At 64.7% G+C, this 20,870-nt stretch carries 17 protein-coding genes; 6 read left to right on the top strand and 11 right to left on the bottom strand.

Translation table 11 applies throughout. The annotated features are described in order from the left end of the window. Positions 1–18: 18 nt before the first annotated feature. Entirely contained in the window at positions 19–546 is a 528-nt protein-coding gene (locus K1X11_RS09180; RefSeq protein ID WP_221029734.1) for a RidA family protein, read from the bottom strand. A gap of 25 nt (positions 547–571) precedes the next feature. Between K1X11_RS09180 and K1X11_RS09175 the strand changes: the two genes are divergently transcribed. The 5 genes from K1X11_RS09175 to K1X11_RS09155 are packed head-to-tail and all read left to right on the top strand — an operon-like array spanning position 572 to position 7,610. Further along, on the top strand, positions 572–1,609 hold the full coding sequence (locus tag K1X11_RS09175) for a WD40/YVTN/BNR-like repeat-containing protein (RefSeq protein WP_324726151.1): 1,038 nt from the start codon (positions 572–574) through the stop codon (positions 1,607–1,609). A gap of 23 nt (positions 1,610–1,632) precedes the next feature. Continuing rightward, a complete protein-coding gene (locus tag K1X11_RS09170; protein WP_221029736.1) occupies positions 1,633–3,534 on the top strand; it encodes a hypothetical protein in 1,902 nt (633 codons plus the stop codon). Between the two features lie 29 nt (positions 3,535–3,563). Next, positions 3,564–5,498, top strand: coding sequence for a glycoside hydrolase family 127 protein (locus K1X11_RS09165; protein WP_221029737.1), 1,935 nt, complete (start codon positions 3,564–3,566; stop codon positions 5,496–5,498). After that, complete coding sequence (locus tag K1X11_RS09160) at positions 5,495–6,874, top strand: M28 family peptidase (protein WP_221029738.1); 1,380 nt, start codon at positions 5,495–5,497, stop codon at positions 6,872–6,874. Before K1X11_RS09165 ends, K1X11_RS09160 begins: the two co-directional genes overlap by 4 nt. 13 nt (positions 6,875–6,887) lie before the next feature. After that, the gene (locus tag K1X11_RS09155; RefSeq protein WP_324726150.1) at positions 6,888–7,610 is read left to right on the top strand and encodes a Type 1 glutamine amidotransferase-like domain-containing protein; all 723 of its coding nucleotides are present in this window, start codon (positions 6,888–6,890) and stop codon (positions 7,608–7,610) included. 187 nt (positions 7,611–7,797) lie between these two features. On the opposite strand, the gene K1X11_RS09150 is transcribed toward K1X11_RS09155, so the two are convergent. From K1X11_RS09150 to K1X11_RS09130, 5 genes are all read right to left on the bottom strand, one after another. Then, positions 7,798–8,649, bottom strand: a complete 852-nt coding sequence (locus tag K1X11_RS09150; protein WP_221029740.1) for a hypothetical protein — start codon at positions 8,647–8,649, stop codon at positions 7,798–7,800. Positions 8,650–8,672: 23 nt separating this feature from the next. Then, positions 8,673–9,782 (bottom strand): Gfo/Idh/MocA family protein, encoded by a 1,110-nt coding sequence (locus K1X11_RS09145; RefSeq protein WP_221029741.1) that lies wholly within the window; start codon positions 9,780–9,782, stop codon positions 8,673–8,675. Positions 9,783–9,798: 16 nt separating this feature from the next. Continuing rightward, a complete protein-coding gene (locus tag K1X11_RS09140; RefSeq protein ID WP_221029742.1) occupies positions 9,799–11,745 on the bottom strand; it encodes a sodium:solute symporter family protein in 1,947 nt (648 codons plus the stop codon). 248 nt (positions 11,746–11,993) lie between these two features. Further along, a complete protein-coding gene (locus tag K1X11_RS09135; RefSeq protein ID WP_221029743.1) occupies positions 11,994–13,310 on the bottom strand; it encodes a DUF455 family protein in 1,317 nt (438 codons plus the stop codon). 57 nt (positions 13,311–13,367) lie between these two features. After that, a complete protein-coding gene (locus tag K1X11_RS09130) occupies positions 13,368–14,294 on the bottom strand; it encodes a phytanoyl-CoA dioxygenase family protein (protein ID WP_221029744.1) in 927 nt (308 codons plus the stop codon). Positions 14,295–14,411: 117 nt separating this feature from the next. Between K1X11_RS09130 and K1X11_RS09125 the strand changes: the two genes are divergently transcribed. Further along, positions 14,412–15,263: a helix-turn-helix domain-containing protein gene (locus K1X11_RS09125; protein WP_221029745.1), complete on the top strand. Its 852-nt coding sequence runs from the start codon at positions 14,412–14,414 to the stop codon at positions 15,261–15,263. Positions 15,264–15,290: 27 nt separating this feature from the next. On the opposite strand, the gene K1X11_RS09120 is transcribed toward K1X11_RS09125, so the two are convergent. From K1X11_RS09120 to K1X11_RS09100, 5 genes are all read right to left on the bottom strand, one after another. Continuing rightward, positions 15,291–15,584, bottom strand: coding sequence for a type II toxin-antitoxin system RelE/ParE family toxin (locus tag K1X11_RS09120; protein WP_221029746.1), 294 nt, complete (start codon positions 15,582–15,584; stop codon positions 15,291–15,293). Further along, on the bottom strand, positions 15,581–15,814 hold the full coding sequence (locus K1X11_RS09115; RefSeq protein ID WP_221029747.1) for an addiction module protein: 234 nt from the start codon (positions 15,812–15,814) through the stop codon (positions 15,581–15,583). The genes K1X11_RS09120 and K1X11_RS09115 overlap by 4 nt, the downstream gene beginning before the upstream one ends. 156 nt (positions 15,815–15,970) lie before the next feature. Next, positions 15,971–18,298 (bottom strand): hypothetical protein, encoded by a 2,328-nt coding sequence (locus K1X11_RS09110; protein WP_221029748.1) that lies wholly within the window; start codon positions 18,296–18,298, stop codon positions 15,971–15,973. 13 nt (positions 18,299–18,311) lie between these two features. Next, complete coding sequence (locus K1X11_RS09105) at positions 18,312–19,361, bottom strand: aromatic ring-hydroxylating oxygenase subunit alpha (RefSeq protein WP_221029749.1); 1,050 nt, start codon at positions 19,359–19,361, stop codon at positions 18,312–18,314. Further along, positions 19,358–20,857, bottom strand: coding sequence for an alpha-N-arabinofuranosidase (locus K1X11_RS09100; protein ID WP_221029750.1), 1,500 nt, complete (start codon positions 20,855–20,857; stop codon positions 19,358–19,360). Before K1X11_RS09100 ends, K1X11_RS09105 begins: the two co-directional genes overlap by 4 nt. Positions 20,858–20,870: the final 13 nt, after the last annotated feature.

Raw genomic sequence — 20,870 nt, 5'->3', positions numbered from 1 at the left:
GCGATGGGTTTCCGGCGCTCAGTCTGTGACTTCCGCGATCATCGCGATCTCGACCACCACGCCGAGCGGCAGGGTGTTGGTGCCGATGGCCATGCGTGTGTGGCGACCGGCATCGCCGAGCACGGCGACGAGGAGATCGGAGCAACCGTTGATGACTTTGGGCTGGTCGGTGAAGGTGTCGTCGCTGGCGACAAAACCTTCCACGCGCACGATGCGCTTCACCTTGGAAAGCTCGCCGATCTCGGACTTGAGGCTGGCGAGCAAGGCGAGGGCGGTGCGTTCGGCGGCTGCGCGCGCGGTCGCCAGATCCATGGTCGACGGCACGGTGCCCACGATCGGTTTGCCAGCCGCGTCGCGCGGGATGTGACCCGCCAGATACACCAAGTTTCCGGTGCGCACCACCGACACGTAGTTGGCCACCGGCGCGGCGACCGCGGGCAACTCATGACCGAGCGCGGCCAGTTTTTCCTCCGGGGTGTCGGCGCGGAGCGATCCCGCCAGCGCCAGCATTCCCGACAACATTCCCATCCACATGCGGAGCTTCATGCCGCAACACGCAATACCCCCCTCCATGACTAGCAAATCCATAAACCGGATACGGCGCGTTTTGTGCGCGTTTCTCGGCTTGAGCGCCGCAGCGACGGCCTCGTCCGCCGCGCAGCCCGCCTACGACTTCTACATCTGCGCGAACATCAATCGTAACTACGTGATCGGTTCGCGCATCGAAACCGTGAACGGTCTTTACCAGTTGAATGAAGCCGGCGAGTGGCAGCACTTCGGGGTCAACGACACGACGCTGAGCGCGTTTGCGTTCAGCCCCGACGATCGGGACGTGATCTTCACCTCCGCCCTCAACGGCATTTGGGTGAGTTGGGACGGAGGTGAGAGCTGGCGCCAGACCAACAGTTGGGACATGACCGAAGGCCGCGACGTGGCGGTCGATCCGCACGCTCCGGAAATGGTTTACCTCGCGCTGCCGAGTGGCATCGCCGTATCCACCGACCGGGGACACACCTGGGAGCGCCGCGAGAACGGCCTGCCGGAGCGCGGCAAATACACCCAAACCATCGAAGTGGATCGCACCACCAAGGGCCGCGTTTTGGCCGGGTGTGAAAAGGGCGTGTTCCTGAGCGAGGACGCGGGCGCGGTCTGGCGGCGGGTGTTGCCCACGGCTACGACGGTCAACGATCTCGAGCAGTCGCCGCATGATCCGCAGCACTGGCTGGCGGTAACCGACACGCATGGCGCGTGGAGTTCCCGCGATGGCGGGGAGACCTGGACGGCTGTCGACGGGCTGCCGATCAAGAGTGCGATTTACAACGTCACCTTTGACCCGACCCATGCCGAGCGGCTCGCCATCGCGAGTTGGACCGATGGCATTTGGACCAGTGAGGACGGCGGCGCGACCTGGACCAACCGTGATGCCGGTCTGCCCGAAAACCCGCGAGTCTATCGGGTGGGTGTCGATCCCAACCGCGGCCGCCTCTACGCCAGCGTGTTTCAGGAAACCCTGTTTTACTCCGATGACTTCGGCCGCACCTGGCAGGCGGATCCCTTGGCCGGCTCGCTGGTGTTGAGCTTCGTCTCGGTGCCGCGCGCGCAACCCTGAGTTCAACCCCGCCTTTGTTATCCATGAAAGCCTTACCCCTTCGTTCTCTGCTGGTGTCGACTGTCCTGCTCGGCGCCGCGGTTTCAGTCTCCGCTCAGCCCTCTTATGAAGCCCCGCCGCCGTCCCGGGAGGTGGTGGAGCGGGCCGACCAACGCCGCGCGGAGTATTTGGCGCGCGTGCAGGAGGTCATCGATTGGCGGATCGAGAACCGCTACGATCCCGACGACTGGACCAAACTCGACATGTCGGCCATCGCGATGCTGCTGCAACGCGGAGAGCACCTCGAAGCGGCCAATGCGCGCATCATCGAGATGATGCAGGAGCCGGGCACCGGTCCCTTCTGGATGTTTCCGACGACAATCGTTTCTTTTGCCGGTCGCGACACCCTTTCGCCGGAAGCCAAGCAGGCCATTCGCGAGGCCTGGCGCACCACTCGCCAACTGCGGGGTGACACCGAGAACCACTGGGTGATGTATCACACCGCGCTCTATTTGACGGCGCAGATGTATGCCGGCGAGGACGCTTCGACCTGGGCCAATGGGCAAAGCTCGACCGAGAACTTTATCGAAGCTCGCGGCTGGCTGCTCGATTGGATGGAGCTCACCACCACAATCGGGCAGGGCGAATACAACCCGACCCACTACATCGGCGAATATGCCATCCCCATGCTCATGCTCGCCACCTGGGCGGACGATCCGGAGATGCGCCAGCGCGGCACGATGATGCTCGACTGGCTTTTCGCTGAGTTGGCCAATGTGTCGCTGGAGGGCGTGTTGCGCGGACCCAATTCCCGCACGGACGACCACTCGGTGACGGAGCGCTGGTATGCGCTGGCGAACTATTTTAACTGGATCCTCTTCGGGAATACGCCGGCCCAGCGCGGTTTCGCTGGCTGGGGCAACTACTTCGCGGTGCTGGCGGCCAACTACGAGGTGCCGGAAGTCATCTACCGCATCGCGGTCGACCGGGATGAGGACATCCTGCAACACGATCAAGCGCGGTCCCGGCGCATCTGGCGTTACAGTGACGAGCACATGCGCCCGATCTACAAGACGCAGTATTTGCGGAAGCACTACGCGGTTGGTTCGACGCAGGGCGGGATCAGCGATCCGATCCAAAGCCACGTGTGGGACGTGACCTGGGCGGAGGACGATCCGCGCGGCAAACACCCGACAATGTTCTCCGCGCACCCGCACTCCTCGGGTCGCGTGATGCAGATGTTCTTCTGCACCTACCCCGAGCCGATGCCGGGGGGCGTGACCTACGAAGGCAAACCGTCCTACGACTCGGCCGACAAGTTACTCGGCTGCTCGCCCTACGAGGAAGTGGTGCAGAGCCTCGACGCCGTGGTGGCGCTCTACGATATCCCCGCCGACGAACGTTTTCCGCAGGTGAACGGCTTCTTCTCGAAGGACCTGCAGGACGTGACCGAAGACGAATCGGGCTGGATCTTCGCCCGCGGTGGTGAGGCCTACCTCGCCTATCGGCCGCTGCAACCCTACCACTGGGTGGACCACCGGCTGTGGGAGAACACCCGCGATCCGACGAGTGCGGTGGCGAGTGGCAGTCGGGTGCTGGTGAGTCCGCACCCGCAGAACGGCACCATCGTGCAGGCGGCGTCGGCCGATGAGTTTGAGAGCTTTGCCGCGTTTCAGGCGGCCATCCGGGCGCTGCCGTTGACCTTCTCGATCGAGCCGCACCCGACCGTGCGTTTCACCTCGCTGCGGGGGCATGAGATTCAGGCCACCTACGGCCAGACCCCGTTGATCGACGGTCGCGAAATCGACTTCGACAATTGGAAGCTCTTTGGCGGCACCCATCTCAACAGCGAGTTGGGTAGCCGGGTGCTCACCATCACGCATGGCCGTCTCGAACGGGTGATCGATTTTAACGATCTCTCCATCACCGAGCGCGTGCTGCCCTGACGTTCTCTGATACCCCGGAGCCCCCACCGATGCCTACCCCGACCGCGTTGCCCCTGCCGAGTGTCCGCTTCACGGGCGGCCTTTGGCATGACCGCATCCAACTCATTCGTGAGGTCACCCTGCCGCGGCAGTGGCAGGCGCTCAACGATGCCATTCCCGATGCGCCGCCCAGCCGTGCGGTGCGCAACCTGCGCATTGCGGCGGGTTGCGAGGATGGCGAGCACTACGGGCTTTGTTTCCAGGATTCCGATTTGGCGAAATGGACCGAGGCCGCCAGCTACCGCATCGCGCTAGCGCCAAATGAGGCGATGGCGCGGGCGCTCGACGAAGTGGTCGCGCTCTACGTCGCCGCGCAGGACGACGACGGTTACCTGCACACCTACACGCAGCTGCGGGCGCCGGACCAGCGGTGGACGAACCTGCGCGATCTGCATGAGTTGTATTGCGCCGGGCATCTGATCGAAGCGGCGGTGGCCCACCATGAAGCGACGGGCAGCCGTGACCTGTTGGAGGTGGGCATCAAATTTGCCGACCTGCTGGTGCGCACCTTTGGCTACGGAGAAGGGCAATTGCGCGCCTACCCGGGGCATCCCGAAGTGGAACTCGCGCTGGTGCGTCTGGCCGCTGCGACCGGAGACGGGCGTTACCTCGACCTAGCCGAGTTTTTTGTGCGCACGCGCGGCAGCGAGGAACCGAAGTATTTTGCCGAGGAAGCGGAGCGCCGCGGCGAAGCCGAGCCGCCGATCTACGTGCACGGTGACGACCAAGCGTATTGGCAGGCGCATCGTCCGCCGCCCGACCAAGCCGAGCCACGCGGCCATGCCGTGCGGGCGATGTATCTTTACGCGGCGATGGCGGATCTGGCCCGCGAGCGCGGTGACGCCGGATTGGCCGCGAGTTGTCGACGACTCTGGGACGACATGGTCGCGCGCCACCTTTACATCATCGGTGGCGTGGGCAGCGACGGACCGGGGGGCGAAAAGTTTTCCGCGCCCTATGACCTGCCGGATGATCGCTCCTACGCCGAAACCTGCGCGGCGATCGGCCTGGTGTTCTGGGCGCGGCGCATGCTCGATCTGGAATTGGACGCGCGCTACACGGAGGTGCTGGAACGCGCGCTCTACAACAACGTGTTGGCCGGCATCTCGCTCGATGGGTGCCATTACTTTTACGTGAACCCGCTGGCGACGCAGCCGCGGGAAACGCATCGCCGCTACGATTGCCGCATGGTGAAGACACAGCGGGTGCCGTGGTTTGGCTGTGCCTGTTGTCCGCCCAATGTGGCGCGCCTGCTCGGGTCGCTGGGGCAGTATGCGGTGAGCCGGACCGAGCGTGGTTTGGCGCTGCATCTCTTTGCGGCGCTGAGCATCAAGTGGGAGGGTTGGACGCTGCGCCTGGAGACGGATTACCCGTGGAGTGGCAGCGTGGAGATCAAAGTGGAGTCGGCCCCGACGGGCGTCAGTGAACTGGCCTGGCGCGCGTCCGGACCGACTCAGGGAGCGAGCTGGACTTTGAACGGCGCGGCGCTCGACGCCACGCCCACCCAGGGCTACCTGCGGGTCGCGCGCGAATGGCAAACCGGCGACGTGTTGGCGGCCGAGCTGCCGCTGCCGGTGCAACGCATGCGCGCCCATCCGTCGCTGACCGCAGCGGCGGGACGAGTGGCGCTGCAACGCGGACCGCTGGTTTACGCGGTGGAGGAAATCGATCACGGGCCGGAGTTGTCGTCGTTGGGCGTGACGCGGTCGGCGGCGCTGGAGGCGACGGTTCCCGCGGATGCGCCATGGGCCGGAGTCGTCACGATCGGCGGTGAAGCCGTGCGGGAGGCGGCCGGAAGTGAACTTTACCACGCCGACAAATTGGCCGAGCGTGAGACGACAACATTACGCGCGGTGCCCTACGCCTGGTGGGGCAACCGTGGCGAAGGTGAAATGAGAATATGGATACGCGACTACGAGTCTTGAGCGGACTGGTTTTTTTCGGCGCGCTGGCGCTGGGAGCCACGGCCAAACTGACGCCGGAAAAGGCGGAGCAGCGGGTGCGGGCGGATGACGCGCCGGTCACTTTTCTGCAGGAGCTGTGCGACGATCACGGTGGTCGCCTCTCGGGCTCGCCGGCGAACGAAGCCGCCATGCAGGACCTCGAGGCCGCGTTGCGCGCGCTCGGTTTGGAGCCGGAGCGCGAGTGGTTTGAGATGCCCGGCTGGGAGCGAGGCCCGGACCGGGTCAAGATGCTCAGTCCGGCGGAGCGGGAGCTGCGCGTGGCCGCACTCGGTTATGTTGGCCCGAGCGAGCTCTTTGCCGGGCCGGTGGTGGATCTCGGGCGCGGCAGCGAGGAGGATTTTGATCGCGAGTTTCCGGAAGGCGCCTTCGGGATGTTTGGTCCCTCGGCTTCGGGCCGACCCAACACGGTGACCGAACGGGCGGTGGCGGCTGGGTTGAAAGGCCTGTTCTACATCAACCGTGTGGGTGGTGGGCAGGTGCTGGCGCGCACGGGCGGCTTCCACGGCGAGCCGCTGCCGCTGCCGGTGTTCTCCATCACGCAGGAGGAAGGGTTTTGGATGCGTCGTCGTCTCGAGCGCGGCGAGCCGGTGACGGCTTCGATCGAAGTGAAATCACGCCGCCTGCCGGATCGTCGACTGGCGAACCTGCACCTGCGTTTCCCGGGTGAGTCCGACGAAACGATTCTGGTGGGCGCCCATTTCGACAGTTGGGATCTGGGGCAGGGGGCGATCGATAACGGACTCGGCGTGGCGCAGCTTTTCGCGTTGGCGCGGGTGCTCAAGGATCAGCCGTTGAAGCGCTCGGTGGAGTTGGTGTGGTTCAACGGAGAGGAGCAGGGGCTGTTTGGTTCCCGCCATGCCGCGGGCCAACTCGGCGAGGCGGGTGCGGCGCCGCTGGTGATGATCAATCTCGACATGGTGGGCGTGCCGATCGGCGTGAACGCACTGGGCGACAAGGACCTGTTGCCCGCGCTCGAACGCTGGCACGACGCGCGCGGTGAAAAAGGCGCGCTCGAAAAAGGCGTGGAGAACAAGAACTGGATGGCCAGTGATCACACGCCCTACCAACTCGCCGGCGTGCGCGCGGTGACCTTCAACGCGCCGATTCCGGAGGAGTCCGTGCGCTACTATCACGACTTTGGCGACACCTGGGACAAACTTACGCCGGAGCTCATCAAAGACTCGGCCGCGATCGTGGCATCGTTGGTGGTGGGTTTGGCGGAAGATCCAGATTTGCCGACGGGATTGCGCAGCGAGCGCGACACCGAACGACTCTTCAAGAAGGCCAAACTCGATGGTCGTCTGAAGGCCGTGAAGATGTGGCCGTTCGATGACTGAGTCGGACTCGCGGATGAGCGCAAATACTCCCAATGCGGCAATGTCGGTCCTGGCGATCGGCGGTTCGATGATGGAGGGCGATCGGTTCGCGCCGATCACCGTGCCCACGATGCGTGAGCACTATGCGGGGCGGCGTTCGATCGCGCTCGTGTTGCATGCCACGCACCCGGACGAGCGTGATGCGATGGAGCGTTGTCTGCAGGCGGCGTTTCGGGCGCTGGGCGACCACGACGCGGTGTCCTTGCATCATTTTGCGGTGGGCGAGGCCGCGCGTCGACTTGCGGCGGTGGATGCGGTGTTTGTGGGTGGCGGGGAAACGTTTTGGCTGTTGCGCGTGTTGCACGAGACCGGGCAGCTCGACCTGTTGCGCGAACGGGTGGCGGCGGGTTTGGTGTATGGCGGCAGCAGTGCGGGCGCGAATGTGACCGGTGAGGTGATTGGCGCGACCAACGATTTTCCCGTGACCGACGTGCCCTCGCGGCGCGCGCTCGGGGTGTTGCCTTTTGTGCTCAATCCGCATCACCCGCGGCCGGAGGACGAGACGGCTTACGCCGAGCGGGCGGTGAAGATCGCGCGCTACCTGCAGTTTAATCCGACGGAACGGCTACTGGCGCTCGGCGATCGCGCCATGGTGCGGCTGCACGGTGGTCAGCTCACCGTGAAGGTGGGGCCGGCCTGGGTGTGTGATGCGGTCGGGCGCCGTGCGTATGCCCCGGGCGAGGTGATCGCGCGTTAGCCGAGGTTAATAAGTAGCCGCGCTTGAGCCTGCGGCGAAAGCGTGGTCCGAGGGCGGCCATCCTGCGACCACGTTGTCGCTGCGCTCCAACGCGGCTACCCGAAGGCCCCACTCACCGGCGTGAAAGGAACACAACCGTGTTTATCCGTGCGATCCGTGGCCCCTTTACCCATCAATCAGAGCAGCCCTACCCAAAGGTGTAGCGTAGCTCCCAGTCGACGGATTCGCCGGGGGCGAGGTGCAGCACTTGGTAGGGCTCGATGGAGACAGTGAAGCCATTGACCCAGACGGGACATTCGGACGGCACGAACGTCGTGGAAAAACGGATACCATGAGGCAGCCCGGGATGCGCGATCCGGGCGTCGAGGGGCAGATCGGGCGGTAGTTCGAGCAAGGCGAAGGCCCCGTCGTCCTTGCCGGTGTGCGCGCGGTCGGGCCGCAGGGTGGCGTCGGCATCGATGGAAAACCCGAAGTCCGGCGGCACGCGGGAACCGCGCGGGAGGATGGCCGAAGTGGTGCGTTCGGCATCCAGCGCGAAGAACGGATGAGCGAACCATTGCAGGTGCATCGGCCGGTCGGCGCGGTTGGTGAGTGCGCTGAAACTGACGAGGGTGCGCTCCTGCAGGCTGATGCGACGCGTGAGCGCGCAGGCGTAACCGGCGGCAGCGTGTTCGGTGCGAAACTCAGCCGTCGTCGGCGTCATCGCGATGTGCCAGACGCAGGGCTCGCCGATGACGACGGCGCCGTCGCGGCGGACGAGAGTGCCGGCGCCGGGAGCGAGCGCTTCGGTGCCGGCGTCGTTCCAGAGCAGGGGGGCACCGCTGCGGGAACGATCGCGAAATGACTCGGGCAGGCCGTGGCCGTTGAAGGGATCGGGCTCGGGTTCCGGCCCCTCCGGCCCGCTGAGCAGCGGACCGACGGTGTCGTCGTGCACCTGCCACACGTAGCCCCCGGCGCAAAACCGGGGGCCAAGGCGGGACGCTTCCGAGGTGGGGTCGAGCAGGTCGACTCGCAACGAGCCGTGGCGCAGGTGCAGCATCAAAGGCGGAGCGGGTCGGGGCCTCAGGCCTTGTTGTGCGGACTGCGAATATCCGGGACGCCGCCACCGTGCAGGTTGGAGTAGTAGGGATCGCCGGGCTCGATCGTGCCGCGCAGCACAGGCTGGGCGGTGATGGCCGATTTGTAGATGGCGGTGAGCAACTCGATGGTGCGGCGGGCGTCGGCACCGGAGGAGCGCGGGCATTCGCCGCGGTCCATGTTGCGCACAAATTCGTTGAGTTGGGCGCCGTGGGTGGAGCCGACGTCGGTCGGGAAGCTTTGCCAGGCCTGCTGGAGGGCGTCGTCCTGCGCGGGCGGCGCGAGGGTGAGCTTCCAGTTGTCGCGGGTGTAGCCGTAAAGGTGGGTGAGCTCGACGGTGGCGCGTTGGTAGTCGAGGCGCAGGTAGGTTTCCTGACGCGGGCTCAGCGCGCTGTTCACGATCGAGGCCATGGCGCCGTTGCTGAAGCGCACGAGGGCCATCGACACGTCTTCGACCTCCACGTCGCGATCGAGGGTCGCGGCGGTGGCGCGGACTTCTTCCCAGTCGCCCATGATGTCGAGGAAGTGGTCCATGGCGTGAATGCCCAGACCCATGGTCGGACCACCGAGCTCGGTGTTCCACTTACCGCGCCACGGCACAGCGTAGTAGGCATCGTCGCGATACCACATGGTGTTGCACACGCCGACGAGCGGGCGCCCGAGTTGGCCGGAATCGGCGAGGCGCTTGAGGTGCACATTGGAGGAGGCAAAACGCATTTGGAAAACGCAGGCGGTGTAACAGCCGGTGCGCTGCTCGACCTCGCGGATGCGATCCATTTCGGCGAGCGAACCGCAGAGCGGCTTTTCGCAGAGCACCCATGCGCCCACTTCCATGGCGGCGATGCTCATGGCGGTGTGTGAACCCGGAGGCGTGGCGATGAGGGCGATGTCGGGTCCGATTTCCTGAAGCATCTTGTCGAAATCGGTATAGGCGTGGGGGACACCGGTGCGGGCGCAAAAGGCGTTCACGCGTTCGGCGTCCAGATCCACGGCGGCGACAAGTTCAACGCGTCCTTCGGTGGCCTCCACGGCACGCAGGTGAGCGTCGCAGATGGAGCCGGTGCCGACGAGGACGGCGCGGTAGGTTTTGGTCATGGTTGATACGTTTCAGTTAGCTGCTGGAGGAGGAAGGGTTGGGCCGCGTCTTCGGGGTGAACACGGTGAGTCCGGTCAGGTCACGGGTCGGCGCGGGGAAGAAGTAGGACGCGATGAAGCCGACGATCATGCAGGCGGCGATGGCGGCCGGGTTGAGCAGGATGGGGCTGAGCACCGGCCGCAGCAGAATCGCGGTGGCGATGGAGGCGCCGGTGCCGATTAGGGCGCCCTGCCAGTTGGTGCGGCGGCTGAAGAGACCCAGCGCGTAGGTGCCGGCGAAACCACCACCGAGGATGGCGGTGAGCTGCAGCATGGCGTCGAACATCGACTTAATGTCGAAGAAGGTGAAGAGCACCGCGAAGGCCGTGGCGATGAGGCCGGAGAGGATGGTGACGATGTAAGCGAGACGCAGGCTGGTCTTGGGCGAACTGTTTTTGACCAGGCGCTCATAGAAGTCGACCGAGGTGAGGGTGGCGACGCTGTTGAGTCCGCTCGACAGGGTGGACATCGAGGCGGCGAAAAGGCCGGCGATGATCAGACCGGTGATGCCGATGGGCAGCTCGGCGGCGATGAAGACCGGGAAGGTCGCATCGGTGTCGATGAGCGGGTTCAGCTGGCCCGGATGCGACTTGTAGAAGGCGTAGAGGGAGGTGCCGATGGCGTAGAACAGGAAGCTGCCCGGAATGACGACGGCGGCGAGGGTGAGCACCGAACGGCGGGCGCTTTTGTCGTCCGGCGTGGCGAGCACGCGTTGCATCATGATCTGCTCCTTGGGCCAGGTTGGCACATCGGTGAGCACCACGAGGATGATGGCCCAGACGGTGGGCGTGGTGAAGTTCCAGGAGAAGTCGAAGATCTGCGCCTTGTTGTCGGCCGCGGCGATTTCGAGCAGTTGCGGCAGGCCGCCCTCCATGCCGTTGATCATGTAACCGATGGCGAAGAAGGCGCCGCCGATCATGACGACGACCTGGATAACATCGGTCCAGATCACGGCCTTCATACCGCCCACCAAGGTATAGGCGGTGGTGACGAGGCCCATGAGCACGATGCATACGACGACGTTGGCTCCGGTGACGCTGGCGATGGCGAGCGCCGGCAGGTAAAGCACCACACTGAGACGGCCGACCAGCTGGAACAGGATGGTCAGCGCGCTGCTCATGAGGCGGATCGAGGGATGAAAGCGAATCTCGAGAAAGTGATAGATGGAGGTGAGGTTGAGCCGCCGCACCACCGGGATGATTTTGTAGGCCACGTAGAGCAGGCCGAAGACGCCGATGCACTGCTGCGCGAGGTAGAGCCAGTTGGTGGCGAAGGAGAGGGCGGGGATCGCGATGAAGCTGATCGCCGAGGTGCCGGTGGCGTAGAGGCTGAGACCGGCGGCCCACCACGGCACGTCGCGGCCGGCGAGGAAGTAGTCGTCGGTGGAGTTCGCGCCGCGCTTTTCCTTGTTATAGCAAATCCATCCCACGCCGAGCATGCCGAGCAGGTAGAGGGCGATGACCACCCAGTCGAAAATGGGCAGGCTGCGTTTGGTCTGCACCACCTCGACCGTGTAACGGGTCGGGGTGTCGGCGGAGGAATCCGCGAGGGTGAGCAGGAAGCCCTTGCTGATGGGCTGCACCGAGCTCACGGCGGCCGGCAAAGTGACTTCGCCGACGCGGGCCCACGTATCGGTGATGATGTGGTAATAGTAGACCGCGAGCGTGGTGTTGGAGACGCGGGTGATCCCGAGGCGGAAGGCCTGGCCGGACGGCGCGTGCAGGTCGTCGATCAGCTCAACGGGCGCCGCGGTATGTTCGGCGGGCAGTTCCTCCGAAGGCACGATGAGCTCCGGCGAGAAGGTCGCTTCGTCGACCGGCTGGAGCTGCAGCGAGACCAGATCGGCGGTGTTGGTGGCGGAGAGGCGGGCGCCGCCACACAGGCTGAAAACCAGGAGACAAAGGAAAAAAAACGAACGACGCATGGGGGAGTTTTCGGATTGATGGATTCAACCCGTGGGCACGTTTCCAAGGGTGAGGGGGTGCGGCCAAAATCCCTGATGCGCGGAATTTCACAAGTCATTAAATATCATGAAATTTCATAAATACGTTAGCTGCTGAAATTCCGTTGCTTGGAAAAATAAAACCGCCGAAAAAAACGCGATTCGGCGGTTTGAAATAAATGAAAATTAACGCCGTGCAACCGGAGCCCGGTCGGCGTGCTGTCACCAGCCTATGAATACATGGCGCGAATCTTGGCGCCGGTGAGGCGTTCGGCGGGGCTGAGCGAGTGCGGGGTCTGGCCACCGTGGGTTTTCGCGAGGGCGGCAAAGTGTTGGCGGGTTTTCTCCACAAACGTCTCCACGGGCTCGTTGTGACCGCAGACTTCCATGATGACGGGCAACCAGCGGTGGCCGTAGCGCACGTGGTTTTGTTCGTCGTTGCGGTCGAAGGCCAGGAGCGTGTCGGCTTCGAAGTCGTTGAGCTCCCGCACCCGATCCATGATGTGGGCTTTGGTGGGGAAACTGCCGGCCTCAAACTCCATCGTCATCATGGCGTAGCGCTCGGCCGGCGGCATCTGCAGGAGGATGTGGTAGAGGTCGAGGGAGTGCTCGACGGTCATGAGATCGATGCCGTGTTTGGGCAGTTGGCGGAAGCCAAACTGGCTGTGGCGGGATTCGTCCCAAAGGTGGCGGGCCAAGTCGTGATGCAGATCGAAGGGCGCGGTGGGCGTTTCGATAAAGACGGTGGCGAGGTAGTCGACCGCATCCAGTTCCATCATCAGCCAGATGTAGATCATGATGCGGATGATGCGGGCATCGGTCTGCGGATCTTCGAGCCAATCACGCACGATGGGCGCCACGTCGTCGGCGCTCTGTTCGAAGACGCTGGAGCAGAGCGGATAGGGACCGCGGTTGCAGGTAACCGGATGACGGTAGGGGTGGCTGTCCTGGCGCCACGCGAAGTCGGCCGCAAAGGCATTGGGTTCGGTGTGGTGCAGCAGGGCAGCGTGGAGGTGTTCGCACCAAGCGGTGATTTCGGCCGAGTCTTCCAACCACGTTTCCATCTCGGTGGCGTGGCGTTCTTCGTCGCCGATGAATTCCTCGACGAGGCGGCGGGAAGGCCAATCGGCGAGGTGGTGGGTGGCCTCGAGGTAGTGGCGGTAAGTGGCGAGCAGGTGCGGTTTGAGCACGCGGTAGAAACCCGCGAGGGCGGCGGCCGGGGAAGGGGCGACCGCGGCTTCAATGAAGACGCGCCAGATGGAGGGGCGAATGGTGTCGTCGGTGCCGAAGCCGCTGAGTTCGCGGCCGCGCTCGCGCAGGAAACGGCCGTGGCTGGCGTTCTCCCACACGTGGTGGCAGACGAGGTATTTGAGCTCCGGTTCGCCGACGCGCGGGACGAGGCTGGTGGCGGTGGCGACGAAGGCGCGTTCGAGTTCGAAGAGTTCGCGCTGGAGGCGGGTCATGCCCTGCACCGCAGCCATGCGGCCGGTGGCGGTGCGGGCTGAGCTCGCGGTGGAGGAGGAAGCAGAATTGTGCGGAGCAACCATGGGGGCGGGCGACGGGTCGGGGGCGGAAGGTGTTGGGCGGGGCGGGGCAGGGCGCGATCAGCAGATGCGACCACGTTTGCCGGCGAAGGCGTGGCCGGGCGGCTTGGCGCCGACCCAGCGCTCGTCGATCGGTTCGCTGGCGCGTTGGTAGCGGCTGTCGGAAGAGATGCGCAGGCGATTTTCGGTGCGGTTGTCGAGGGAGGCGTGCACCAGGAACATGCCGAAGGTGAGAAAATCGCCGGGCTCAAATTCGGTGGTGAGCCAACGACCGCCAAACTTGTTGCGCACGACGGGCGGGTTGTGGGAGAGGGTGCCGGTGAAGGTCCAACCGCCGTCCTTGGCCTTGGCCACCTGCTCGGGCTTGTTTTCGCAGTAGGTGTCGACGTCGCGGTAGACGTAGTTTTCGAGCAGATCCATGCGCTTGTGTGAACCCTCGAGCACCATCAGGCCGCCGAGCTCGAAGGAGATGTCACCGTAGGGCATCCAGCAGGTCATGTGCTGGTGCGTGCCGCGGCCCATGTAGGGCAGGTCGCAGTGCGGGTTGGTGCCCTTGCCGGGACCGATGGCGCGGAGCCACGTGAAGTCGTAGTGGCGAATGTTCTCGGCGAAAAAGCCGCGGTAAAACTCGGTGAGTTCACCCTCGTAGAGCAGGGCGTGGACCTCGGGGTTGTGCTCGGTGACGTCGGGGCGGAATCCGTAGCCGGAGTCGGCGGGGCAGCAGGCGTCAATGGCCGGGTAGGCGGGATCGAGCATGCCGGCGGCGGCGAGGCGATCGGTGATGCTGCGGCGGGCGGCGCGCACTTTGTCCTTATCGAGGACGCCCTTCATGTAGAGGTAGCCATCGGTGGCGAAGCGGCGGCGGAGTTCTTCGAAGTCGGTGGCGGCGTCGGCGGAGTCGCGCAACAGACCGATCTTGTCATCGGCCATGTCCAACGCGTGGCCATAGGAATACAGTTGGGGCAGGGCAGTCGCAGTGGTGCTCATGGGTGGGTAAGAGAGGGTTGGGGAAAGGGGCGGTGGGTAAGTTGTGGAGCAGATTACACCGTCTAATGAGCACTAAACATAGTTGAAATGGGATTATCTATGTAAGAAATGGGAAGCATGCCGGAGGATCGCCCCTTTCAGAATGACCCATGGATCACGCGTCCGCTCACGGTGGGCGGTGGGGTGATCCGGGCGGCGGGGTTGGTGCACAACGTGCCGGCGCTGGATCCGGCGGCGATGCGGGAGTTGGGCACCTTTGGCCTGATCTACATGGTGCGAGTGGATGGCTTTTATTGCGACGCCAACGGCGTGCAGGAGTCGCTGCAGAGCGGGGATGTGGTGTGGATTCAGCCGGGACTGGCGCATGCTTACGGGCCGCGGACGGGGCGGGACTGGACGCAGATCTACGTGGTGATGGAGGGGTCGCCATGGACAGAATGGGCAGCCCAAGGGGTGTTATTGCCGCATCGGCCCATCACGCGGGCGGCGCCGGTGGATTTGTGGCGGCGTCGTTTCGAGCGGGTGTTTGAGGCGCATGGGGCGGGGGAGCGGGCGACGGCGTTGCGCACCCACGGGGCGTTGATGCAGCTCGTGTTGGACCTGCTGGCGACTCATGCGGAAGCGCAACGTGCGCCGGGTGACGCGTGGTTGGAGGAGAGCCAACGATTGCTGGGGGATGTGCGTCCCGGCCATGCCGGCCTGACGCCGCACGAGGTCGCGCGAAAGGTCGGACTGAGTTACGAAAATTTCCGCAAGCAGTTCGCCGCGCGCACGGGACGCTCACCGGGTCAGTTTCAAAAGCGCCGCCGCATCGAGCGGGCCTGTGCGGCGATCTACCAAGGCGAACACAGCTTCAAGCACCTCGCGGTGGAGCTCGGGTTCTGCGATGTGTTTCACTTCTCGAAGGCCTTCAAACAGGTCGTGGGCGAAACCCCGTCCGATTTCCGCCAACGCACGCGGGGGCATTGAGGGCGCCGCGCCGAAGGGGCGGGGTGTTCAGTGACGCCGCTCCTGCCAGTAGTCGGGATCGCGGTGCAGGTGTTTCACCGCCCAGATGTCGACGCAATCTTCCGTGACCGTGTAGTAGATTCCGTAGGGGAAGCGTTGGATGAGGTAGCGCCGAACGTCGTCTTCGACGCAGCGCCATGCGTGTGGCGCTGAGAGAATATTCCGAATCCCGATTTCGATCTCGTCCGCGAACTCGTCGCCCAAGCCGGATAGCCGGCGATTATAGAACTGCCCGGCCGCGATGAATTCTGCCAACGCTTCGGCCGCGAAGCGGTATTTCATTCGTCGAGGGCGGCTCGAGCACGTCGGAGCGCATCCTCGCCGGCGATCATCTCAGTCGAACCGTCACGGGCTGCAGCGCGACGACGGCGCACTTCCGCAAGATGTAGTCGCTGAACCGTGGGGTCTGTCTGCTCGGCGAGGCTGGCGAGGAGCTTTTCCACCAACAACGCGCGACCATCGGCGGGGAGGCCAAGAGCGTCGGCGGCGAGTTGTTCTACCGTGGATGACATGCTGCAAGGTTCGTCGCCGAAGCCTGAAAATCAAGACCGCGCTTGGACGACGCCCCCTCGCCCGAAGTTGGACACTGGCGGCGCAAAAAGGAACGGGCGGCCCCCAAAAACCCTAAAGGGGACCGCCCGCATTGCTACCACACAACGGGAGAGGGATCAGTCCGCCCAGCCTTTGGGCCAGGCGGTGCCGGCAACGGGGCGCCAAAGGATGTTGCGATCGATGCGTGGGGCGTGGTCGCGATACTTGCGGGTGAGCTCGAGGCGGCGGCGCAGGAGATCGGGCAGATCCTCACCGTAGAGGTAGGTGTGGTTGCCGACGGCCGATACCACCATGATCTCGGTCGAGGAGTTTTCGATCAGGTCGAGCAGGCCCTCGGTGTTCTCAAGATCGAGGTCAATGGACTGCTGCAGGCGCTGCACGCAGGCGTTGCGCTCGGCGTCGTCGTCGGACTCGAGGTAGCCGTAAACTTCGGCGCACCAGGAGCAGACGTTGCGCAGGGCGATCACCCAGTGCAGGTAACCGCGGGCACGGTCGCGCAGGTCGCGGAAAACTTTGCAGGCGCCGTTGCAGTCGGATTGGCCGGCGGCGTGCAGGGACTCGAGTTTGGCATCGAGCGTGGCGATGGTTTTGCGCAGGCGCGGGAGTAGCGCGGTGTCCATGTCGGAGCTCATTTTCTGACCCTGTTCACGGGTGATGAGGTCGAAGAGCACATCGCGGCCAAGGTCGTTGATGCTTGGGTTGTTGTGTTGGAAGCACCCGTGTTTCTCGTAGTAGCGACGGTCCTCGGCGGGCACGGCCTCGATGTCGGGCACGAAGGGGCGGTCCCAGGTGCGCTGCCAGCAGAAGCCGAAGGCGCAGTAGAGACCGACGAGCGGCTGCCAGACGAGGGCCTCTTCAATGTCCTGCCAGGCCTGGTCCAACTCGGCGGCGTGCTCGGCGCCGACGAGCGACGTGGCGTATTCGCGCAGCACCTCGTCCACCGGGCGATCGGGCGTGAACTGGGCGGCACGGATGACGGTCGGATGTGGCCAGTAGGGCGTGGCGGAGTTGTGGGCGAGGCCGCCCATGCAGCTGGCCCGGTCGACGCCGGTATCGGCGAGCGCCTTGAGTTTGGCGTGCAGCATGCGCGGGAAGGGCAGGCCGATGAGGGGCTCGTGGTTATAGAGGCCGGTGGCGGCGTAACTGAGGATCGGGTTGGTGCCGGCGGCCTTGGATTTGGCCAGTGCGGGGGCCTCGGTCTCGTCCATCCAGGAATGGAAAATGGTGCCGGCGACGCCGAAGTTTTCCGGGTATTTGGGATGTGGATACGGCAGCTCGTAACCTTTCACGAGCATGGACGGTCCTTCCCAGGTGAGGTTGCCACCGAGGCCGTTGACGATGTGTTCGTGCTCGCCCTTGAAGGGTTCGAGGCGGAGCGAGACCTTGAAGTCCGGGTTGGTCTTGGCGGCGGCCTGCTGGAGGTTGGCCATGTAGTCGACCACGCTCTTGCCGGCGACCTCGGCGATGGCGGCGTGGTCGCGCCATTCGCGGATCATGTAGGGGCCGCCGTTGCGGCCGACGTAGAGCGAGCCGGTGTGTTCGAAGCCCGCGCCGCTGTCGTTGGACCAGATAGAGAGGTAGTCGAGTTCCGGCACCTCTGTCATGAGATTTTCCATACACTCGGCGTAGTGGCGCTTGGTGACGGGATGGTCCTGGGCGAGGCAGTAGCGGGGCAGGCGGGAGCGGAAGGGGTGATCGATGCGGGCACCGCGCAGGGTCGGGTATTTGGTGAAGAATTTTTCGGGGAGGCTGCGCGGTTCGAACATGAGCACGCCGGGCTTGAGGCCGTAGCGTTTGGCGAGGGCGGCGATGTGCTTGAGGCGGTTGAGGTTGGCCTCCAGGTAGTGGGCGGGCCAGAGACCGCGGGTGAGTTCGGTGTCGATGAAGTGATTGAAGCCGGCGCAGTAGTTGTAGAACTGCGGGTAGAACTCGGCCTGGATGGACTCCTCATACGGGAAATGGGCCTGCAGGGCGTTGACCTCACAGTGGGTGAAGCCGGCTTCGGCGAGCGCGCGAACGTAAGCTTCGTCGTCGAAACCGCGGGCGGAGCGCCAGTATTGCGTGAGACACGCGTCGTGGAGCGGCCGATGGATGTCGAAGGTGGCAGGCAGGAGCAGACCGTCGGCGAGTTTGCCGCTTTGATCGGGACCGAGTCCCTGCTCGAGCAGGTGCACGCCGGTGAAGAGGTAGGAGCCTTGGGAGGCGATGAGCTCACCCGAGCCATCGGCGGTGAGGCGGAGCCAAATCCAGCCGGCGTGGGCGGCGGCGTCGGGGACTTCGACCCAATTGCGGGCGGCGAGGGCGACTTTGAAGGTGCCGGTGGTGTCGGTGCTTTGCGCGGACGGTTGGAGTTGTGCTTTGCCGAGACGGGCCAGCAGCGAAGCGGCTTGAATCTCGGTTTTGTCGGCGGGGTCCGGGTAGGTGATGTGGGTGGGGAACGTCATGGAATGAGAACGATTAAGTGGCGGAGGACGTCGTGGTGGTCTCGGCGGCGCTGAGCTCGCGTTGCAGCCACTGGCGGAAGGATTTCTGGAATTGGTTGGCGAGGGTGTCGCCGGGCGTGACCAGCACGCCCCAGCCGCCGCGGCCGGGATTGATCGGCACCTCGGACGGGATCTGCGATTCGCACATGATGCGGTCCTCATCGAGGACGCGGATGGCGAAATCGATCTGGCTCTTCGGCGGGGGACCATCGAAGCCGGGCGAGATGGCGAGGGACCAGAAGACGTCGCAGGAATCGCGGGTCACCGGCGACGGGATGTGCACGAGCACACGCTCGTCGCCGTCGGTGAAGGTCTGGCGGATGGTGGTGAAGTTGGGCAGGTGGCAACGCTGGCGGCGGTGGTGGGCGCTCTGCAGTTTGCCGGGTTGTTCGTGCGAGGTTTCGAGCGCGGGGAAGGGCGCGTCCATTTGGAAGCCGTCCTCATGCACGGTGATCTTCATGTCGGGGATGCGCGGGTCGGCGCATTTGCCGAGAGTCTCACCGTGCGCGAACGCGAAGTGGGTCATGTCGAGGTAGTTTTCGATCTCGCGCCGGAAGCCGGCCTCGAAGCGCATGGGCGGACCGAGTCGATAGGCCCAGCGGGCGTCTTCAAACTCCGGCACGTCGGGCAACTCGTGGTCGCCAGTCGGATCGAGTTTCACCCAGATCATGCCGTAGCGCTCCTGCGCGCCGTAGGCTTTCAGGTGGGAGAGCGCGCATTTTTGCGGATTGGGCTCCACGAGCGACGGGATGCTCTGGCACGCGCCGGCGGAGTCGAAACGCCAGCCATGGTAGGGACACATCAACTCGCCCTCGACGATGGCACCGTTGGCGAGGCGGGCGCCCTTGTGCGGGCAGGCGGTATCGGCGGCGAGCAGGCGACCGTCCTCAAAACGGGCGAGCACCAGATCCTGCTCCAGGAGCGTGCGGCCGATGACTTGGCCGGGCGCTAGATCGGTCGCGAGGGCAACGGGTTGCCAGGTGCGACGCAGGGCGAGGAAGGGAGAATCTTCGTCAAAGGTCATGAAACGGGGGAGAGGCTCAATCGCGCGACGGATTTGGCGGGCAGGTTGAGCTGAAGGACGTCGGCTTCCTGCGCAGGTGCAGGCAGGTGGGCGGGAACGAGGCGATCGGGTTCGTCGAACGTGTTGTGCGCGTCCATCGCGGCGGCCGTGAGCACGCGCCAATCGGCGGCGGCCACGTTGGAGGGAACACGGAGGGAGAGCGGGTGATCGCGGTGGGGATCGAGGTTGGCGAGTGTGAGGTTGACGGTGCCGTCTGGGGCGCGGGTCGCGGCGACGCTGAGGGCGGGCAGAGTGTCCGCCCCGTAGGTGTAAGTCGGCGCGGCGCTGAGCTGGACGTAGAGGCGTTCGGCGCCCTGATGGCATTTGAAGAGCTCAAACACGTGGTAGGTCGGCGTGCGCAGCATGCGCGGACCATCGGTGAGGATGAGCGACTGCAGGACGTTGATCGTCTGGGCGAGGTTGGCCATGCGCACGCGGTCGGCGTGCTGGTGGAAAATGTGCAGGGTGACCGCGGCGACGAGAGCATCGCGCAGCGTGTTCTGTTGATAAAGAAAACGCGGATTGGTGCCGGGCTCGGTGTCATACCAGGCGCCCCATTCGTCGACCACGAGGTTCACCCGGCGGTCCGGATCGGTGCGGTCCATGATGGCGCTGTGGCGGGTGATGAGCTCGTCCATCCGCACGGCGGCGCGCAAGGTGGAGAACCATTGGTTTTCGTCGAAACCGGTGGCGGGACCTTTGCGTTTCCAGTCACCGGTGGGCAGCGAATAGGCGTGGAGGGAAAGCCCGTCCATGGCGGTGCCAGCGCGTTCCATGAGCACCTCTGTCCAGCGGTAGTCCGCCTCGTTGGGGCCGCAGGCGATGCGATGGATGGCCGGCTTGAGGTAAGGCGGACGGACGAAGCAATTGTAGCGGCGAAACTCATCGGCGTAATACTCCGGCCGCATGTTGCCGCCGCAGACCCAGTTCTCGTTGCCGACGCCCAGGTAGTCGATGTGCCAAGGTTGTTCGCGGCCGTTAGCGCGGCGTTCGCGCACGAGGGTGCTGTCGGCGGAGCCGGTCAGATACTCCACCCAGTCGGACATCTCCTGCACGGTGCCGCTGCCGAGATTGGCGGCGACGTAGGCTTTGCAGCCGAGCAGCTCGACCAGGTCCATGAATTCATGGGTGCCAAAGGCGTTGGTCTCGATGACGTTGCCCCAGATCGGATCGCGACGGCGCGGGCGTTGGTCGCGGGGACCGATGCCGTCACGCCAGTGATACGCATCGGCGAAACAGCCGCCGGGCCAGCGGAGAACCGGAATGTCGAGCTGCCGCAACGCCTCGAGCACGTCGTTGCGTAATCCCCGGGTATTGGGGATGGACGATTCCGGTCCGACCCACAGCCCCTCGTAGATCCCGCGGCCGATGTGTTCGGCAAAGTGTCCGTAGAGCTCGGGCGGGATCGTGCCGCCGCGCGCTGCAGGGTCGAGTCGGAGTTCCACCGAATCAGACATGGCCGGGAGGGAG

The sequence above is a fragment of the Actomonas aquatica genome (genome assembly GCF_019679435.2).
GTDB lineage: Bacteria > Verrucomicrobiota > Verrucomicrobiia > Opitutales > Opitutaceae > Actomonas > Actomonas aquatica.
Note: the sequence above shows the minus strand (reverse complement) of the source record. Positions and strands in the feature narration are given on the sequence as shown.